The sequence below is a fragment of the Pseudomonas sp. B35(2017) genome (genome assembly GCF_002113645.1).
Taxonomy (GTDB): Bacteria; Pseudomonadota; Gammaproteobacteria; order Pseudomonadales; family Pseudomonadaceae; genus Aquipseudomonas; species Aquipseudomonas ekonensis.
Genome location: NZ_NEIZ01000005.1, coordinates 212,442 through 228,655, shown reverse-complemented (window position 1 = coordinate 228,655; position 16,214 = coordinate 212,442). Strand labels below are relative to the sequence as shown.

Sequence of the window (16,214 nt, the reverse complement as noted above, 5' to 3'; positions counted from 1 at the left end):
GCGGCCTGCCATCTCCGAAGCGAATTGTTAGACTCACAGCCATTCCAATTCGGAATCAGGCCATGGAATTCAAACAGCTGCGCAGTTTCGTCGAAGTGATGCATCAGGGCGGGTTCACCCAGGCCGCCAAGACCTTGCACATCAGCCAGTCCGCGGTGAGCAAGCAAGTCGCCCAGCTGGAGCAGAGCCTGGGCACGGCGCTGCTGGAACGGCTCGGATCGCAGTTGCGCCTGACCGCCGCCGGCAGCGTGGTGCTGCAACGGGCCGAAGGCATGCTGCGCCTGCGCAACGAGTTGCTCAGCGAACTGGACGACCTCAGCCAACTGGCCCGCGGCGAGCTGCGCCTGGGCCTGCCCCTGCTGGGCAGCGACGCGTTGTTCGCCGGGCTGTTCGCCGAGTACCGGCGGCGCTATCCGAACATCGCCATTCACTTGCTGGAGGGCGGCAGCCGCCATGTCGAGCAGGCGGTGCTCAGCGGCGAACTGGAGCTGGGGGGCAGCCTGCTGCCGAAAGATCCGCAGTTCGACTTCCAGCCGTTCTGCGACGAACCGCTGGATGCCTTGCTGCCGGTGGACCATCCGTTGGCCGGCAAGGGAGACATCGGCCTGGAGGAACTGGCGGACACGCCGTTCCTGTTGTATCAGCGCAGCTTCGTGCTCAACGACCGCCTGCTTCAGGCCTGCCAGCAACTGGGCTTCACCCCGAAGGAAGGCGGACGCAGCGGCCAGGCGGATTTTCTCGCCGCCCTGGTCGCCGCCGGCCAAGGCGTGGTGCTGCTGCCAAGCGTAGTGGCCCGCGCCCTGGAGCGCCCGGGCGTGGTGCGCCTGACCTTGCGGGCGCCGGACACCCTGCGCTGGGACATCGCGTTCATCTGGCGCAGCGGCGCCTACCTGTCGAAAGCGGCGCAGGCCTGGCTGGCGCTGCTGCGCGAGCGGGCGGTCAGCCCTTGAGTGCGGCGATCAGCCCTTCAAGCCACGGCTCGGCGTCGGTTTCCGGGGTGACGCTTTCGCTGGCGTCCAGACGCAGCATGTCCTGCACTTCCCGCAGGCCCAGCTCGGCGAACAGTTCGCGCATCTGCTCGCCGCCGCCGCAGAAAGTCTCGCCGTAGCTGGCGTCGCCCAGGGCGATCACCGCGCCGGGCAGACCGCGCCAGGCCGCCGGCAATTGATCGCGCAGCGCCGAATGCAAGGGTTGCAGGTTGTCCGGCAGCTCGCCCATGCCGGTGGTCGAGGTCACCGCCAGGAACGCTTCAGGGCCGAACGCCTGGAGGTCGGCCAGGTTCGCGCGCGGGTTGTAGAAGGTTTCAAGCCCTGCCGCCTTCATGAGGCTCTGGGCGTGGCGGGCGACTTCTTCGGCGGTGCCGTAGACCGAACCGGAGAGAATGGCGACTTTCATCAATCTGATCCCGAAACTGAAAAATGAGCGGCGATAGTAACAGCCGGACGCACAACGCTGCGATTGGTTCTCAACAAGCGCTGATGGCCAGTAGACAGCGCCCGGCGATCTTCTAGAATGCGAGCGGTCGACAACCCTGAAAGGATTCAACCATGATCAATGCCAACCTGCTGCAAATGGTGATCAACGCGTCGAACGACGGCATCGTGGTGGCCGAACGCGAAGGTGAACAGGACAACATCCTGATCTACGTGAACCCGGCCTTCGAACGCCTGACCGGTTACACCAGCGAAGAGATCCTCTACCAGGACTGCCGCTTCCTGCAGTCCGGCGACCGTGACCAGGACAACCTGACGCTGATCCGCAACGCGCTCCGGGACGGCGGTTCGTGCCGCGAGATCCTGCGCAACTACCGCAAGGACGGCACGCCGTTCTACAACGAGCTGTCCCTGTCGACCGTCAAGGGCGCCGAAGACGGGCAGACGTATTTCGTCGGCGTGCAGAAGGACGTGACCGTTCAGGTCAAGGCGCAGCAGCGGGTGATCCAGCTGGAGGCCCAGGTGGCCGCGCTGGAGGCCGAGCTCGCCGCCCTGAAAGCGACGAACGGTTCAAACAAAGCGGCGAACTAATGGTCATTAACTACAATCACCAATGACTTTGTAATTATTTATTTCGAGTTAGCCATGCAACGCGACGCCCTCCTGACCCAGGATGAGCTGGATTTCATCCAGACCATGCAACACAACCCGCAATTGAACGTGCGGGATGCGACGTCGAGTCTCATGGTCAACGGCGGTTCGCAGATCCGCGACCTGCTCACGCGCCTGGCGGCCCATGAGCAGGTGACCATCCAGGCCAACTTCGAAAACCAGCAGATGACCTTCCCTTTGCATCTGGTCGAGGATGAGTTCCACGCCCTGCACCTGCGCCTGGGCGTGCCGAGCATCTACGAGGACGGCCCCATGGTGCGTCCGTGGCGCCTGGCCCTCGAAGAGCCGGTGGCGCTGGAGAACGCCAAGGGGCAGCCGGGCATGCTCTGGGTGCACGAGGTTTCGCACAAGGGCGTCCTGCTCGAAGTGCGCAACAAGACCAAGCCGCCGAAGCACTTCGCTCTGTGGTTCAGCCCGTCGGGTTATGAGCGGATCTCGCTGCGCGGCACCTTCGAGCGGGAAACCGAGCAAGGCTTCTACGCCTACGCGCTGAATCAGAGCGACGCCGACGAGACCGAGCGCCTGCGCCAGTTCATCCTGCAGCAGCATCGTCTGTCGCACCCCGCCCTGCACACCTGAGGTTCAGGTATCCAGGTTCCCCGCCAGGAACTGCACCATCCGCTGACGCATGGTCGCGCCCTCGTTGCCCAGGCAACCGATGGACGACCCTGCCAGGCTGTCCTGCGCCAGATCCGCGGCGTCACCGGCCAGCATCAATTGGCAATCCAGGCTCAAGGCCAGACGGTTCAGGCGCCGCGGCAGCTCCGGCGACGGCGCGTGGTTGGAGAACAGCACCAGCGCCTGAGGCTTGATCTTTTCGCAGACCAAGGTGAGTTCGTCGAACGGCTGCCCCGTGGTCAGCACCCGAACCCCCGCATCGCTGTCGCTGAGGAACAGCGCCGCCACCAGCAGTTCGAGTTCGCGGCACTGCCCGGCCAGGGCGCTGACGATCACCTTGCGCGGCTGCGAGCCACGCAGCATGACGACACGCTGCAGCACCCGGGCGCGCAGGAAGCCATCGAGGAACAGCCATTCGCTGGTCTGCCCGAACGCGTCCTGACGCTGCAGCATCTGCAGCCACAGCGGCATCAGGATGTCCTGGAACACCACGGGCAACGCATAGGAAGAGAAGATCTGGCCGTAGACGCGGTCCAGTTCCTGATCGTCGAACGAGCTGACCGCCCGGCGCACCTGTTCTTGCCACTGAAGGTAATCGGTCTGCACCAGTTCGTCGGGAATGATGTGCGCCAACGCCTTTCTCGGCTCGGTCCTGGCCAGGATCTTGCCGACCTTGCTCACCGACACGCCGCGGTCGATCCAATCGACGATGCTGCGCACGCGCTCGATATCGGTCACGGAGTACAGGCGGTGCCCGCTTTCGGTGCGTGTCGGCTGGATCAGGCCGTAGCGTCGCTCCCACGCACGCAACGTGACCGGGTTGACGCCGGTCAGCCGAGCCACTTCGCGTATGGGGAACAGCTCTTCGCGCTCGAGCGCGGCAGAGGCCTGCGAGGCAAGGCGAAGCTCGTTGATGACAGGCATTGGCGGGCGCACGTCCTTGTTGGCGTTGGCTGCAAAGTTGGATCCCATTCTACCCCCGATGCCCGGTGCCGGTTCAAGCCGTGAACGGCGACGAATGTGGCTGGTTTTATCGGGGAAATCCGGAATAATCCTTGCTTGTCGAAAAACGCGGCCCACCACCCCGGCGCCGCGTTCAGGCGTTGCCCCTATCCGGAGCGACGCATCTGTAATACGGAGATACAAAATGTCTGCTTCACCCGTCACGCTGATGGTCGCCCGCCGCGTCGCCGAAGGCCGTTATCAGGAGTTGATCGCCTGGCTGCGCGAAGGCGAACAACTGGCCACCGACTTTCCTGGCTACCTGGGTTCCGGCGTGCTCGCCCCGCCGCCCGACGACAACGAATTCCAGATCATCTTCCGCTTCGCCGACGAGCAGACGCTGCACGCCTGGGAGCACTCCGCGTCGCGCACCGCTTGGCTGGCCCGCGGCAGCGATCTGTTCGCCCATCCGAAGGAGCACCGGGTCAGCGGCATCGAAGGCTGGTTCGGCGCCGCCGGACAACGGCCGCCACGCTGGAAGCAAGCGGTGGCGATCTGGCTGGCGTTCTTTCCGGTGTCGCTGCTGTTCAATTTCGTGCTGGGCCCGTTGCTCGCCGACATGAGCCTGCTGCCGCGGGTGTTCGTCAGCACGCTGTGCCTGACGCCATTGATGGTCTATTTCTTCATTCCGCTGTCGACGAGGCTGCTGGCCAACTGGCTGAGCGGCACGCCGGCGCGCCGTGCCCCCGCCGCCCCCTCCACCCAGAACCCGTAACCCCCGGCGTAGGGGCGGGCCGGCCCGCTCCTGCCGATCCATGCGTAGGTCTGCGCCCGCGCCGCTGTTATAGTTTTTGCTCTCCCCCCGACGCGAGCCGTTCATGACCTCCACCTCCGCCCCGATCCTCATCACCGGCGCCGGCCAGCGTGTCGGGCTGCATTGCGCGCAGCGCCTGCTCGAAGACGGCCACCGCGTCCTGTTCACCTACCGCACCGAACGCCCCGGCGTGCAGGCGCTGCGCGACCTGGGCGCCATCGGCCTGCAGGCGGACTTCTGCGACGAAGCCTCCATCCTGAGCTTCATCGCTGACCTGAAGACCCGCACCGACAGCCTGCGGGCCATCGTGCACAACGCCTCCGAATGGCTGGAGGAAAGCGACGCCCGCCAGGGCCAGGACTTCACGCGGATGTTCGGCGTGCACATGCTCGCGCCGTACCTGATCAACCTGCACTGCGAGGAACTGCTGCGCAGGTCCGGCCCGGCCGACATCGTCCATATCAGCGACGACGTGACCCGCCGAGGCAGCAGCAAGCACATCGGCTACTGCGCCACCAAGGCCGGCCTCGACAGCCTGACCCTGTCCTTCGCCGCCCGCTACGCGCCGGCGATCAAGGTCAACGGCATCGCGCCGGCCCTGCTATTGTTCAACCCGGACGACGACGCGGCGTACCGCGCCAAGGCACTGGCCAAATCCGCGCTGGGCATCGAGCCCGGCAGCGAGGTGGTCTACCAGAGCCTGCGCTACCTGCTCGACAACCCCTACGTCACCGGCACCACCCTGACCGTCAACGGCGGGCGGCACGTCAAATAAGCGCCCGCGAGGATCACCATGACGCCTTCCCTGTCCGGCCATTACCGCGAAATCCTCGTCGGCCTCGGCGAAGACCCCGACCGCGAGGGCCTGCTCGACACGCCCGAGCGCGCGGCCAAGGCCATGCGCTACCTGTGCGACGGCTACGGGCAAAGCGTCGAGGCCATCGTCAACGGTGCGCTGGTCGCCTCCGACACCGACGAGATGGTCATCGTGCCCGGCATCGAGCTGTACTCGCTGTGCGAACATCACCTGCTGCCCTTCATCGGCAAGGCCCATGTGGCTTATATTCCGACAGGCAGGGTGCTGGAGCCGTCGAAGGTCGCACGGCTGGTGGACATGTTCGCCCGCCGCCTGCAGATCCAGGAGAACCTCACCCGGCAGATCGCCGAGGCCATCGAACAGGTCACCGCTGCCGCAGGGGTCGCGGTGGTCATCGAGGCCCGACACATGTGCATGATGATGCGCGGTGTCGAAAAACAGAATTCGACCATGAACACCTCGGTCATGCTCGGCGCCTTCCGCGAGTCGAGCAACACCCGCCAGGAGTTCCTGCAATTGATTGGACGGAGCACGTAAATGCCACAACTTCAGCCGGGAACGGCGCGCATCCGGGTCAAGGATCTGCGCCTGCGCACTTTCATCGGGATCAACGAGGACGAGATCCTCAACAAGCAGGACGTGCTGATCAACCTGACCATCCTGTACGCCGCCCAGGAAGCGGTGCGCGACAACGACATCGACCATGCGCTCAACTACCGCACCATCACCAAGGCCATCATCGCCCACGTGGAAGGCAACCGCTTCGCCCTGCTCGAACGCCTGACCCAGGAGCTGCTCGATCTGGTGATGGCCAACACGGCGGTGCAGTACGCCGAGGTCGAGGTCGACAAGCCCCATGCGCTGCGGTTCGCCGAATCGGTGTCGATCACCCTGGCGGCCAGCCGCTGAGCGTAACTGGCGCATCGGGCGCCAGGCTTTTATCATCCGCGCCACGATTTGACTGCACAGAGCCCATCATGACCGAGCAACAACGCCTCGAACTCGAAGCCGCCGCCTTCCGCCGGCTGGTCGCCCACCTGGACAGCCGCAAGGACGTGCAGAACATCGACCTGATGAACCTCGCCGGGTTCTGCCGCAACTGCCTGTCCAAGTGGTACAAGGCCGCCGCCGACGAGCGCCAGATCGAGGTGAGCCTCGATGACGCCCGCGAAGTGGTTTACGGCATGCCGTACGCCGACTGGAAAGCCCACTATCAGCAAGAGGCCAGCGCCGAACAACAGGCGGCGTTCGCCAAAGGAAAACCCAATGAGTGACCTGAACACCCTGCGCGCCAGCTTCAAGAGCGGCGAACACGCCTTCGCCGACACCCTGGCGTTCATCGACGCCGGCTACGACTATCGCCAGCAGGCCTTCAACAACGGCGGCGTGGAAAACGCAGCCGGGCAGAACGAAGGTTCCTGCAAGACCCTCGGCCTGGCGCTGCTGGAAGGCTTGAGCGACGAAGAGGCGCTGCTGGCGTTCGGCGAGCACTACCGTTCGGTGGTCGCGACTCCGGAAGGCAGCGACCACGGCAACATCCGCGCGCTGATCAAGCACGGCCTGGCCGGCGTGAAGTTCGAAGCCCAGCCCCTGACCCGCCGCTGAGTCCCGAAAGACACTATCCCTGTGGAAGCCAGCCTGCTGGCGATGGCGTCAGTCAAGCCACCGCAGAGCAACATCCGCCACATCGGGATTGCATCGCCCAAGCAATCGCGGGCACAAAAAAACCGGCCAAGGCCGGTTTTTTCGTTTCTGCGGTGTTAGTGCGCAGCGTTCTGCAGACCGTCCAGATAGCGCTCGGTGTCCAGGGCCGCCATGCAGCCGGCGCCGGCCGAGGTGATGGCCTGGCGGTACACGTGGTCGGCCACGTCGCCGGCGGCGAAGACGCCTTCGACGCTGGTCGCGGTGGCGTTGCCGTCACGGCCGCCCTGCACCACCAGGTAACCGTCCTTGAGCTCCAGCTGGCCTTCGAACAGCGAAGTGTTCGGGGTGTGGCCGATGGCGATGAACACGCCGTCGACCTTCACTTCGTCGAAGCTGCCGTCGTTGTTCTTCAGGCGGGCGCCGGTCACGCCCATGTTGTCGCCCAGCACTTCGTCCAGGGTCGCGTTCAGTTTCAGCTCGATCTTGCCTTCAGCGACACGGGCGTGCAGCTTGTCGATCAGGATCTTCTCGGCGCGGAAGGTGTCGCGGCGGTGGATCAGGGTGACCTTGCTGGCGATGTTGGCCAGGTACAGCGCCTCTTCGACAGCGGTGTTGCCGCCGCCGACCACGGCCACCGGCTTGTTGCGGTAGAAGAAACCGTCGCAGGTCGCGCAGGCGGAAACGCCTTTGCCCATGAAGGTCTCTTCCGACGGCAGGCCCAGGTAGCGGGCGCTGGCGCCGGTGGCGATGATCAGGGCGTCGCAGGTGTAGGTGCCGCTGTCACCGGTCAGGCTGTAAGGCTTGGAGGCGAAGTCCACGGCGTTGATGTGGTCGAACACGATCTCGGTCTCGAAGCGTTCGGCGTGCTCGCGCATGCGCTCCATCAGCACGGGACCGGTCAGGCCGTGGACGTCGCCCGGCCAGTTGTCCACTTCGGTGGTGGTGGTCAGCTGACCGCCGGCCTGCATGCCGGTGATCAGCAGCGGCTTGAGGTTGGCACGGGCCGCGTACACCGCAGCGCTGTAACCGGCAGGGCCGGAACCGAGGATGATCACTCGCGAATGACGGACTTCAGACATGGACCTGCTCCTGTTGACCGGCCAGAACCACTGGCGCGGACGCCGGACTGCCGGCGGGAATAAAAAAGGACTGTGGATAACCTTGGGGAAGGCATGGGCTCGACAGTCCTGCAAAAAGTTGGGTGCAGCGTATCGAGGGGGGCAAGATTAAGGAAATACGGTTTAACAATCCAGCTCATAGGTGGTCTCTATGCGGACACGCTGACGAGCCGGCCGTCTTTGTTACAGTGAATGTCGATCCCGCCGCCGCGCTTTCGCCTGCCGGGCAAAGCCGGTAAGGTCGGCGCGTTTTCCCTTGCTCGGAGCCCGATATGCCCGCCCCTGTCCTGTCCGGACCGCAATACCTGCGCGAAGGCCTGAAGCTGGTCCTCAGCCCCGGCCTGCGCCTGTTCGTGCTGCTGCCGCTGGCGATCAACCTGGTGCTGTTCGTCGGATTGATCTACCTGGCCGGCCATCAGTTCAGCCTGTGGGTCGACGCCCTGATGCCATCGCTGCCCGACTGGCTGGGCTTTCTCAGCTATATCCTGTGGCCCCTGTTCGTGGTGCTGGTGGCCTTGATGGTGTTCTTCACCTTCACGATGCTGGCCAACGTCATCGCGGCGCCGTTCAACGGCTTCCTGGCGGAGAAGGTCGAAGTGGTGGTGCGCGGCACCGACGACTTCCCGGCCTTCAGCTGGGGCGAACTGATCGCCATGGTGCCGCGCACCCTGGCCCGGGAGATGCGCAAGCTCGGCTACTTCCTGCCCCGGGCGGTGGGGCTGTTCATCCTTTCGTTCATTCCGGTGGTGAACATCGTCGCAGCGCCCCTGTGGCTGCTGTTCGGGGTGTGGATGATGGCGATCCAGTACATCGACTACCCGGCGGACAACCACAAGCTGGGCTGGAACGAAATGCTCGCCTGGCTGCGGCACAAGCGCTGGCAGAGCATGAGCTTCGGCGGGGTCGTCTACCTGGCGCTGATGATCCCGTTGGTGAACATCCTGATGATGCCGGCGGCCGTGGCCGGCGCGACGCTGTTCTGGGTGCGCGAGCGCGGCGCCGAGCGTCTGGCCACCCCTGCCTGACCCGGGCGGCGGCCGGTCACAAATCCATCATCCGGATGTCACAACCGCGACATGGCCCCAGCCGACACTGGGGCCATGACGACAGCTCTGCACATCACCCTGATCAGCGAAACCTACCCTCCCGAAATCAACGGGGTGGCCAATACCCTGGGTCGCCTGTGCGAAGGCCTGCGCGCGCGCGGGCACCGGGTGGAACTGGTGCGCCCGCGCCAGGGCGACGATCCCCAGCGCAGCGCCGACGACGGGGTGCTGCTGTGCCGGGGCTGGCCGTTGCCGGGTTATCCCGGGCTGCAATGGGGACAGTCGTCGATGCACAAGCTGCTGCGCCGCTGGAAACGCCAGCGCCCGGACGTGCTGTACATCGCCACCGAAGGCCCGCTCGGGCTGTCGGCGCTGCGAGCGGCACGGCGCCTGGGGATCGCGGTGGTGAGCGGCTTCCACACCAATTTCCAGCAGTACACCCACCAGTACGGGCTCAGCCTGCTGACGCGGTTGCTGACCCATTACCTGCGCTGGTTCCACAACCGCTCGGCGCTGACGCTGGTGCCCAGCGTCAGCCAACGCCTGGAGCTGGAGCGCCGGCACTTCGACCGGCTGGCGCTGTTGTCGCGGGGGGTGGACAGCCAGTTGTTCCACCCGGCCAAACGCCTGGACGCCTTGCGTGCGCAGTGGGGTCTGGGCGAGCAGGACATCGCGGTGATTTACGTCGGAAGACTGGCCGCCGAGAAAAACCTCGGCTTGCTGGGACGCAGCTTCGAACGGCTGCGCAGCACTTATCCACAACGCCGCGCGAAGCTGATCGTGGTCGGCGACGGTCCGCTGCGCACCGCCCTGGAAAAGCAGCTGCCCGAGGCGATCTTCTGCGGCTCGCAACGCGGCGAAGCGTTGGCGGCGCACTATGCGTCGGGGGACATCTTTCTGTTCCCCAGCCTCACCGAAACCTTCGGCAACGTGGTGCTCGAAGCCTTGGCCTCAGGTCTGGGCGTGGTGGCCTACGACCAGGCTGCGGCGGCGCAGCACATCCGCCATGGCTACAACGGCGTGCTGGCGATGCCGGGCGACGAGGAAGCGTTCTGCGAGGCGGCGGCATGGTTGCTGGAAGAGCGGGAAACCCTGCGCTCCGTGCGCCTGAATGCGCGCCAGCATGCCAGCCGTCAGGGCTGGGCGACGATCGTCGAGCAGTTCGAAGGGCATCTGCGCGGGGCGTGCTCAGGGGAGCAGGCGATGCCGAACGCGCAGACATTGCCCTGATCCGGGCAGCCCTATTCGTCGGATCGCCGCCCGAAGCCAGGTCGCTCCCACAGGCTTCTCGGGTGCCCGGTGGCCACCGAGCCCTTCGTGGGAGCCAGCCTGCTGGCGATGGCGCCAGTGAAGGCGCCGCCTACACCAGCGTCATCAACGCCTCGCGGCTGAACGGCAGAATCTCCTGCTCGCGGCCTTCGCGGACTTTCTGCGCCCAGTCCGGATCCACCAGCAACGCACGCCCCACCGCCACCAGATCGAACTCGTCGTTGTTCAGGCGCTCCAGCAGTTTCTCCAGGCTGGCGGGCTGCGCGACCTTGTCGGTGTTGACCATGAACTGCAGGAACTCGCCGTCCAGGCCGACGCTGCCGACGGTGATGGTCGGCTTGCCGGTCAGCTGGCGGGTCCAGCCGGCCAGGTTCAGCTCGGAGCCTTCGAACTCCGGTTCCCAGAAACGGCGGGTCGAGCAGTGGAAGATGTCCACGCCGGCGTCGGCCAGCGGCTTGAGGAATTCGCCCAGCGCCTCGGGGGTCTGCACCAGGCGCGCGGTGTAGTCCTGCTGCTTCCACTGGGAGAAACGGAAGATGATCGGGAAACCTTCGCCGACCGCCGCACGCACGGCGCGGATCAGTTCGATGGCGAACCGCGAACGGTTGGCCAGGTCGCCGCCGTACTCATCGGTGCGCTGGTTGCTGCCTTCCCAGAAGAACTGGTCGATCAGGTAGCCGTGGGCGCCGTGGATCTCCACGCCATCCATGCCGATGCTTTGCGCATCCTTGGCGGCCTGGGCGAAGGCGCCGATCACGTCCTGGATGTCCTGCTTGCTCATGCCGTGCACCACGACCTGGCCGTCCTTGAGCTTTTCCGACGGGCCATAGCCCGGCACGCTGGCGTCCGGCTCGGTGCCCAGGCGCCGCACATTGCCCACGTGCCACAGCTGCGGAACGATCTTGCCGCCTTCGGCGTGCACCGCGTCCACGACCTTTTTCCAGCCGGCCAACGCCGCCTCGCCATAGAAGTGCGGCACGTTCGGATAGCCGTTGGAGGCCTGGTGGCCCACGGTGGTGCCTTCGGTGATGATCAGGCCGACCCCGGCCGCCGCACGGCGACGGTAGTACTCGATGACCTTGCTGTTCGGCACGCCGCCCGGCGAGAACGAGCGGGTCATGGGGGCCATGACCACGCGGGTCGGCAGTTCGAGGGCACCTAACTGGAACGGTTTGAACAGGGCTTGGACGGGCATCGGGAAGCTCCACGAAAACGTTGTCGACAGGCACGAGGCCATATGACGGCGATAATATGCGTGACGCCACCCACATGAAAGCATTATTGATCTGAATGATTTAGGGTCAAAAGGCAGGCAAAAAAAATCGCAGTCCGATGGCTGCGATTTTCGTGTTTCAGCTCAATGCCTTTTCGATCGCGGTGATCACGGCCGGATCGTCCGGCGCCGTGCGCGGCGAGAACCTGGCCAGTACGCGGCCGTCCTTGCCCAGCAGGAACTTCTCGAAGTTCCAGGTAATGTCGCCGGGGAACTCGGCCCCCTCGCCCGCCAGCAAGCGGTAGAGCTGATGCCGTTCGTGGCCGTTGACCTCAAGCTTGCTCGACAACGGGAAACTGACCCCGTAGTTCAGGCTGCAGAACTCCTGGATCTCCTGTTCGGAGCCAGGCTCCTGGCCGGCGAACTGGTTGCACGGCAGGCCCAACACGCTGAAGCCCTTGCCTTTGTACTGCTGATGAAGGTTTTCCAATGCCGCGTACTGTGGCGTCAACCCGCATTTGGAGGCGACGTTGACCACCAGCACGACTTGGCCCTTGAAGGGCGCCAGCGGTAGCTCCTGGCCATCCAGGGCTGTCAACTTAAGGTCGTGAAAAGCACTCATGACGGACTCCAGATTCCCGTGTTCCCCTTGAAACAGCCGCTTGGCAGCGCGCCAAGGACAGCCGCAGACTAAAAAGGCGCCCTCAGGGCGCCTCTCCAGTACTCGAAAGCTTAGCGCAGAAAATCAGTGGTGATGGCCACCTTCGCCATGGACGTGGCCATGAGCGATCTCTTCCTGGCTGGCGTCACGGATGGCGACGACCTTGACCTTGAAGTTCAGGCGCTGACCGGCCAGCGGGTGGTTGCCGTCGACGGTGACGTCATCGCCGTCGATGTCGCGGATGGTGACGATCTGCATCTGACCGTCCGGCGCCGAAGCGTGGAACTGCATGCCGACTTCCAGCTTGTCGACGCCTTCGAACATGCTGGCGCTCAGGGTGCTGACCAGTTCGGCCGAGTATTCGCCGTAGGCGTCTTCCGGCTCGACGGAAACGCTCAGTTCGTCACCGGCGCCTTTGCCTTCCAGGGCTTTTTCCAGGCCCGGAATGATGTTGCCTGCGCCATGCAGGTAAACCAGCGGTGCGCCGCCGGCGGAGCTGTCGATGACCTCACCAGCGTCGTTGGTCAGGGTATAGTCGATGGAGACAGCCTTGTTGGCGGCGATCAGCATGAGGCGGGACCTTTTGCATAAGAATGAAGAACGGACAAGTCTAAACAAGGATTTGCCCGAAAGCGAACACAACCCGGACAGACGGGAACAAACGCCCCCGGCGACGGTCACCGGCTTCCACCAGGACGAGGACGGCCACTGGGTCGCCGAGCTGTCCTGCGGCCATACCCAGCACCTGCGCCACCAGCCGCCCTGGCAGTCGCGGGCGTGGGTGCTGGATCCGGCGCAACGCCTTGAAAAAATAGGCCGGCCCTTCGCGTGCGGTTGGTGCGCGCAGGGCTCGGTTAGCGATAACCTTGGCGACTGAATTCAGGCAGATCGCCCAAAGCCGCTGATCGCCATTGCCATGCACCCTTAGAGAATCCGCATGCAGACTTTTTTTATCGCGCCCACCGATTTCGGCGTGGGCCTGACCTCCATCAGCCTCGGGCTGGTGCGTACGCTGGAACGGGCCGGCCTGAAGGTCGGCTTCTTCAAGCCGATCGCCCAGCCGCACCCCGGCGACACCGGCCCTGAACGCTCCACGGAGCTGGTGGCCCGCACCCACGGCCTGAAACCGCCGCAGCCGCTGGGCCTGGCCCATGTCGAGCGGATGCTCGGCGACGGTCAGCTCGACGAGCTGCTGGAAGAGATCATCACCCTTTATCAGCAGGCCGCCGTCGGCAAGGACGTGCTGGTCGTCGAAGGCATGGTGCCGACCCGCAGCGCCAGCTACGCCGCACGGGTCAACCTGCACCTGGCCAAGAGCCTGGACGCCGAGGTGATCCTGGTCTCGGCGCCGGAAAACGAAGTGCTGACCGAGCTGTCCGGCCGGGTGGAGCTGCAGGCGCAGCTGTTCGGCGGGCCGAAGGACCCGAAAGTCCTCGGCGTCATCCTCAACAAGGTCAAGACCGACGAGAGCATGGACGCCTTCGCCGCGCGCCTGAAGGAACATTCGCCGTTGCTGCGCAGCGGCGATTTCCGCCTGCTGGGCTGCATCCCGTTCCAGCCCGAGCTCAACGCCCCGCGCACCCGCGACGTCGCCGACCTGATGGGCGCCCAGGTGCTCAACGCCGGCGACTACGAAACCCGGCGCATGACCAAGACCATCATCTGCGCGCGCACCATGCGCAACACCGTGGACCTGCTCAAGCCCGGCGTGCTGGTGGTGACCCCCGGCGACCGCGACGACATCATCCTGGCCGTCAGCCTCGCGGCCATCAACGGCGTGCCGCTGGCCGGCCTGCTGCTGACCAGCGACACCCTGCCCGACCCGCGCATCATGGAGCTGTGCCGCGGCGCCTTGCAGGCCGGCCTGCCGGTGCTGTCAGTGAGCACCGGCTCCTACGACACCGCCAACCTGCTCAACGGCCTGAACAAGGAAATCCCCGTCGACGACCGCGAGCGCGCCGAGATCATCACCGACTTCGTCGCCAGCCACCTCGACGCCAACTGGCTGCACCAGCGCTGCGGCACCCCGCGGGAGATGCGCCTGTCGCCGGCGGTGTTCCGCTACCAGCTGATCCAGCGGGCCCAGGTGGCCAACAAGCGCATCGTCCTGCCCGAAGGCAGCGAACCGCTCACCGTACAGGCCGCCGCGATCTGCCAGGAGCGCGGCATCGCCCGTTGCGTGCTGCTGGCCAAGCCCGCCGACGTCGAGGCCGTGGCCCGCGCCCAAGGCATCGAACTGCCGCCGGGCCTGGAGATTCTTGACCCGGACCTGATCCGCGAACGCTACGTCGAACCGATGGTGGCCCTGCGCAAGAGCAAAAGCCTCAACGCGCCGATGGCCGAGCAGCAGCTGGAAGACACCGTGGTCATCGGCACCATGATGCTGGCGCTGGATGAGGTGGACGGCCTGGTGTCGGGTGTCATCAACACCACCGCCAACACCATCCGCCCGGCCCTGCAACTGATCAAGACCGCGCCGGGCTGCACCCTGGTGTCGTCGGTGTTCTTCATGCTGTTCCCCGAAGAGGTGCTGGTGTACGGCGACTGCGTGATGAACCCGCACCCGAGCGCGGCGGAACTGGCCGAGATCGCCCTGCAGAGCGCCGACTCGGCGGCGGCCTTCGGCATCACGCCGCGGGTGGCGATGATCAGCTACTCCAGCGGCGAATCGGCCAGCGGCGAGGAAGTCGAGAAGGTGCGCGAAGCCACCCTGCTCGCCCACGAGCAGCAACGCGCGCTGCTGATCGACGGCCCGTTGCAGTACGACGCCGCCGCCAACGAGACCGTGGCCCGGCAACTGGCGCCGAACAGCCAGGTGGCCGGCCGCGCCACGGTGTTCGTGTTCCCTGACCTGAACACCGGCAACACCACCCACAAGGCCGTGCAGCGCAGCGCCGACTGCGTCAGCCTCGGCCCGATGCTGCAGGGCCTGCGCAAGCCGGTCAACGACCTGCCGCGCGGCGCCCAGGTCGACGACATCGTCTACACCATTGCCCTGACCGCGATCCAAGCCGCCAACCGAACCCTGGATATCTGACTCGATGCTGGCCTTTCTTCCCGCTCCCTTGCGCGGCGTCATCGCCGCGCTGCTGTTGGCGCTGAACACGATCCTGCTGTGCTCGTTCCTGTTTGTGGTGGCGCTGTTCAAGGTGCTGCCGTTCGCCTTCACCCAACGCCTGACCCGCTGGCTGATGAGCCACACCCATGAAGCCTGGATCAGCCTCAATAAAGGCTGGATGAACCTGGTCTGCCGCACCCGCTGGCACGTCAGCGGCCTGCAGGGCCTGGACTACCGGCACTCGTACCTGATCACCAGCAACCATCAGAGCTGGGTCGACATCCTGGCGCTGCAGTACGTGTTCAACCGGCGCATCCAGCCGCTGAAGTTCTTTCTCAAGCAAGAGCTGATCTGGGTGCCGGTGATCGGTCTGGCCTGGTGGACGCTGGGCTTTCCGTTCATGAAGCGTTACTCCAAGGCCTACCTGGAAAAGCATCCGGAAAAGAAAGGCAAGGATCTGGAGACCACCCGCAAGACCTGCGCGAAGTTCCGCGACAACCCGGTGGGCATCTTCAACTTCGTCGAAGGCACGCGCTTCACCGCCGCCAAGCATGCCCAGCAGCAGTCGCCGTTCAGGCACCTGCTCAAGCCCAAGGCCGGCGGCATCGCCTTCGTGCTCGATGCGATGGGGGAACAGCTGGAGTCGATCGTCAACGTGACCCTCCACTACCCGGGCGGGCGCCCCGGCTTCGCCGACCTGCTGTGCGGCCGAGTCAAGGAGGTGGTGGTGCATGTCGAGGAACTGAAGGTGCCGCCGCAGTTCGTCGGCCGCAACTACGACCAGGACGGCGAATACCGCCTGCAGTTCCAGGGCTGGATCAATCAGATGTGGCTGGACAAGGATGCGTTGCTGGAGCAGTTGAACCGCGAGTTTCCTGGGCGCCGCTGACCGTGCGATGCATGGGTCCC

At 65.1% G+C, this 16,214-nt stretch carries 20 protein-coding genes; 14 read left to right on the top strand and 6 right to left on the bottom strand.

Translation table 11 applies throughout. The annotated features are described in order from the left end of the window. Nucleotides 1-62 precede the first annotated feature (62 nt). On the top strand, nucleotides 63-950 hold the full coding sequence (locus tag CAG41_RS12230) for a LysR family transcriptional regulator (protein ID WP_085631670.1): 888 nt from the start codon (nucleotides 63-65) through the stop codon (nucleotides 948-950). Here CAG41_RS12230 and CAG41_RS12225 read toward each other — a convergent pair. Beyond that, nucleotides 940-1,395: a flavodoxin gene (locus tag CAG41_RS12225; protein WP_085707042.1), complete on the bottom strand. Its 456-nt coding sequence runs from the start codon at nucleotides 1,393-1,395 to the stop codon at nucleotides 940-942. The genes CAG41_RS12230 and CAG41_RS12225 overlap by 11 nt on opposite strands. 152 nt (nucleotides 1,396-1,547) lie before the next feature. Between CAG41_RS12225 and CAG41_RS12220 the strand changes: the two genes are divergently transcribed. After that, nucleotides 1,548-2,024 carry a PAS domain-containing protein gene (locus tag CAG41_RS12220; protein ID WP_085578668.1) on the top strand — a complete coding sequence of 159 codons (477 nt, stop codon included), beginning with the start codon at nucleotides 1,548-1,550 and terminating at the stop codon, nucleotides 2,022-2,024. Between the two features lie 54 nt (nucleotides 2,025-2,078). Continuing rightward, a complete protein-coding gene (locus tag CAG41_RS12215) occupies nucleotides 2,079-2,684 on the top strand; it encodes a hypothetical protein (RefSeq protein WP_085578666.1) in 606 nt (201 codons plus the stop codon). A 3-nt stretch (nucleotides 2,685-2,687) separates the two neighbouring features. Here the strand turns inward: CAG41_RS12215 and CAG41_RS12210 are convergent, their stop codons facing one another. Next, nucleotides 2,688-3,647: a MerR family transcriptional regulator gene (locus CAG41_RS12210; protein WP_085578664.1), complete on the bottom strand. Its 960-nt coding sequence runs from the start codon at nucleotides 3,645-3,647 to the stop codon at nucleotides 2,688-2,690. A 223-nt stretch (nucleotides 3,648-3,870) separates the two neighbouring features. Between CAG41_RS12210 and CAG41_RS12205 the strand changes: the two genes are divergently transcribed. The 6 genes from CAG41_RS12205 to CAG41_RS12180 all read left to right on the top strand — a co-directional run bounded on the left by CAG41_RS12205 (nucleotide 3,871) and on the right by CAG41_RS12180 (nucleotide 6,901). Next, complete coding sequence (locus CAG41_RS12205; RefSeq protein ID WP_085578662.1) at nucleotides 3,871-4,440, top strand: antibiotic biosynthesis monooxygenase; 570 nt, start codon at nucleotides 3,871-3,873, stop codon at nucleotides 4,438-4,440. Nucleotides 4,441-4,543: 103 nt separating this feature from the next. After that, nucleotides 4,544-5,254 (top strand): dihydromonapterin reductase, encoded by a 711-nt coding sequence (gene folM, locus CAG41_RS12200; RefSeq protein ID WP_085631672.1) that lies wholly within the window; start codon nucleotides 4,544-4,546, stop codon nucleotides 5,252-5,254. Nucleotides 5,255-5,272: 18 nt separating this feature from the next. Beyond that, nucleotides 5,273-5,833, top strand: a complete 561-nt coding sequence (folE, locus tag CAG41_RS12195; RefSeq protein ID WP_085578658.1) for a GTP cyclohydrolase I FolE — start codon at nucleotides 5,273-5,275, stop codon at nucleotides 5,831-5,833. Then, on the top strand, nucleotides 5,834-6,205 hold the full coding sequence (gene folX / locus CAG41_RS12190; protein ID WP_085578656.1) for a dihydroneopterin triphosphate 2'-epimerase: 372 nt from the start codon (nucleotides 5,834-5,836) through the stop codon (nucleotides 6,203-6,205). It abuts the gene before it with no gap. Nucleotides 6,206-6,273: 68 nt separating this feature from the next. Next, nucleotides 6,274-6,570, top strand: coding sequence for a DUF1244 domain-containing protein (locus CAG41_RS12185; protein ID WP_085578654.1), 297 nt, complete (start codon nucleotides 6,274-6,276; stop codon nucleotides 6,568-6,570). Further along, a complete protein-coding gene (locus tag CAG41_RS12180; RefSeq protein ID WP_085578652.1) occupies nucleotides 6,563-6,901 on the top strand; it encodes a HopJ type III effector protein in 339 nt (112 codons plus the stop codon). The genes CAG41_RS12185 and CAG41_RS12180 overlap by 8 nt, the downstream gene beginning before the upstream one ends. A gap of 155 nt (nucleotides 6,902-7,056) precedes the next feature. Here CAG41_RS12180 and trxB read toward each other — a convergent pair whose 3' ends face one another. Beyond that, nucleotides 7,057-8,019: a thioredoxin-disulfide reductase gene (gene trxB, locus CAG41_RS12175; RefSeq protein ID WP_085578650.1), complete on the bottom strand. Its 963-nt coding sequence runs from the start codon at nucleotides 8,017-8,019 to the stop codon at nucleotides 7,057-7,059. Between the two features lie 311 nt (nucleotides 8,020-8,330). Between trxB and cysZ the strand changes: the two genes are divergently transcribed. Together cysZ and CAG41_RS12160 are read left to right on the top strand one after the other, a co-directional pair. Then, on the top strand, nucleotides 8,331-9,083 hold the full coding sequence (cysZ, locus tag CAG41_RS12165; RefSeq protein WP_085631674.1) for a sulfate transporter CysZ: 753 nt from the start codon (nucleotides 8,331-8,333) through the stop codon (nucleotides 9,081-9,083). A gap of 51 nt (nucleotides 9,084-9,134) precedes the next feature. Next, entirely contained in the window at nucleotides 9,135-10,334 is a 1,200-nt protein-coding gene (locus CAG41_RS12160; RefSeq protein WP_085707041.1) for a glycosyltransferase family 1 protein, read from the top strand. A gap of 130 nt (nucleotides 10,335-10,464) precedes the next feature. Here the strand turns inward: CAG41_RS12160 and CAG41_RS12155 are convergent, their stop codons facing one another. The 3 genes from CAG41_RS12155 to CAG41_RS12145 all read right to left on the bottom strand — a co-directional run bounded on the left by CAG41_RS12155 (nucleotide 10,465) and on the right by CAG41_RS12145 (nucleotide 12,817). Continuing rightward, the gene (locus CAG41_RS12155) at nucleotides 10,465-11,568 is read right to left on the bottom strand and encodes an NADH:flavin oxidoreductase (protein WP_085638432.1); all 1,104 of its coding nucleotides are present in this window, start codon (nucleotides 11,566-11,568) and stop codon (nucleotides 10,465-10,467) included. 157 nt (nucleotides 11,569-11,725) lie between these two features. Next, a complete protein-coding gene (locus CAG41_RS12150; protein ID WP_085578642.1) occupies nucleotides 11,726-12,208 on the bottom strand; it encodes a glutathione peroxidase in 483 nt (160 codons plus the stop codon). A gap of 123 nt (nucleotides 12,209-12,331) precedes the next feature. Beyond that, nucleotides 12,332-12,817, bottom strand: coding sequence for a peptidylprolyl isomerase (locus CAG41_RS12145; protein WP_085638429.1), 486 nt, complete (start codon nucleotides 12,815-12,817; stop codon nucleotides 12,332-12,334). Here CAG41_RS12145 and CAG41_RS12140 point away from each other — a divergent pair. Genes CAG41_RS12140 through CAG41_RS12130 form a run of 3 tightly spaced genes read left to right on the top strand, consistent with a single transcriptional unit; the run spans nucleotide 12,816 to nucleotide 16,194 of the window. Next, nucleotides 12,816-13,124, top strand: a complete 309-nt coding sequence (locus tag CAG41_RS12140; RefSeq protein WP_085631680.1) for a DUF3565 domain-containing protein — start codon at nucleotides 12,816-12,818, stop codon at nucleotides 13,122-13,124. The two genes, CAG41_RS12145 and CAG41_RS12140, sit on opposite strands and share 2 nt — an antisense overlap. A 60-nt stretch (nucleotides 13,125-13,184) precedes the next feature. Further along, the gene (pta, locus tag CAG41_RS12135) at nucleotides 13,185-15,284 is read left to right on the top strand and encodes a phosphate acetyltransferase (RefSeq protein WP_085578638.1); all 2,100 of its coding nucleotides are present in this window, start codon (nucleotides 13,185-13,187) and stop codon (nucleotides 15,282-15,284) included. Nucleotides 15,285-15,288: 4 nt separating this feature from the next. Beyond that, a complete protein-coding gene (locus tag CAG41_RS12130) occupies nucleotides 15,289-16,194 on the top strand; it encodes an acyltransferase (protein WP_085631682.1) in 906 nt (301 codons plus the stop codon). Nucleotides 16,195-16,214 lie beyond the last annotated feature (20 nt).

Excerpts from the sequence above, each read along its gene's own strand:
- CAG41_RS12225 (WP_085707042.1), bottom strand. The coding sequence starts at position 1,395 with ATGAAAGTCGCCATTCTCTCCGGTTCGGTCTACGGCACCGCCGAAGAA.
- CAG41_RS12140 (WP_085631680.1), top strand. The coding sequence starts at position 12,816 with ATGAGGCGGGACCTTTTGCATAAGAATGAAGAACGGACAAGTCTAAAC.
- CAG41_RS12230 (WP_085631670.1), top strand. The coding sequence starts at position 63 with ATGGAATTCAAACAGCTGCGCAGTTTCGTCGAAGTGATGCATCAGGGC.
- CAG41_RS12150 (WP_085578642.1), bottom strand. The coding sequence starts at position 12,208 with ATGAGTGCTTTTCACGACCTTAAGTTGACAGCCCTGGATGGCCAGGAG.
- CAG41_RS12215 (WP_085578666.1), top strand. The coding sequence starts at position 2,079 with ATGCAACGCGACGCCCTCCTGACCCAGGATGAGCTGGATTTCATCCAG.
- CAG41_RS12145 (WP_085638429.1), bottom strand. The coding sequence starts at position 12,817 with ATGCTGATCGCCGCCAACAAGGCTGTCTCCATCGACTATACCCTGACC.
- cysZ (WP_085631674.1), top strand. The coding sequence starts at position 8,331 with ATGCCCGCCCCTGTCCTGTCCGGACCGCAATACCTGCGCGAAGGCCTG.
- CAG41_RS12185 (WP_085578654.1), top strand. The coding sequence starts at position 6,274 with ATGACCGAGCAACAACGCCTCGAACTCGAAGCCGCCGCCTTCCGCCGG.
- CAG41_RS12130 (WP_085631682.1), top strand. The coding sequence starts at position 15,289 with ATGCTGGCCTTTCTTCCCGCTCCCTTGCGCGGCGTCATCGCCGCGCTG.
- folX (WP_085578656.1), top strand. The coding sequence starts at position 5,834 with ATGCCACAACTTCAGCCGGGAACGGCGCGCATCCGGGTCAAGGATCTG.
- folE (WP_085578658.1), top strand. The coding sequence starts at position 5,273 with ATGACGCCTTCCCTGTCCGGCCATTACCGCGAAATCCTCGTCGGCCTC.
- CAG41_RS12205 (WP_085578662.1), top strand. The coding sequence starts at position 3,871 with ATGTCTGCTTCACCCGTCACGCTGATGGTCGCCCGCCGCGTCGCCGAA.
- CAG41_RS12220 (WP_085578668.1), top strand. The coding sequence starts at position 1,548 with ATGATCAATGCCAACCTGCTGCAAATGGTGATCAACGCGTCGAACGAC.
- CAG41_RS12180 (WP_085578652.1), top strand. The coding sequence starts at position 6,563 with ATGAGTGACCTGAACACCCTGCGCGCCAGCTTCAAGAGCGGCGAACAC.
- folM (WP_085631672.1), top strand. The coding sequence starts at position 4,544 with ATGACCTCCACCTCCGCCCCGATCCTCATCACCGGCGCCGGCCAGCGT.
- CAG41_RS12160 (WP_085707041.1), top strand. The coding sequence starts at position 9,135 with ATGGCCCCAGCCGACACTGGGGCCATGACGACAGCTCTGCACATCACC.
- trxB (WP_085578650.1), bottom strand. The coding sequence starts at position 8,019 with ATGTCTGAAGTCCGTCATTCGCGAGTGATCATCCTCGGTTCCGGCCCT.
- pta (WP_085578638.1), top strand. The coding sequence starts at position 13,185 with ATGCAGACTTTTTTTATCGCGCCCACCGATTTCGGCGTGGGCCTGACC.
- CAG41_RS12210 (WP_085578664.1), bottom strand. The coding sequence starts at position 3,647 with ATGCCTGTCATCAACGAGCTTCGCCTTGCCTCGCAGGCCTCTGCCGCG.
- CAG41_RS12155 (WP_085638432.1), bottom strand. The coding sequence starts at position 11,568 with ATGCCCGTCCAAGCCCTGTTCAAACCGTTCCAGTTAGGTGCCCTCGAA.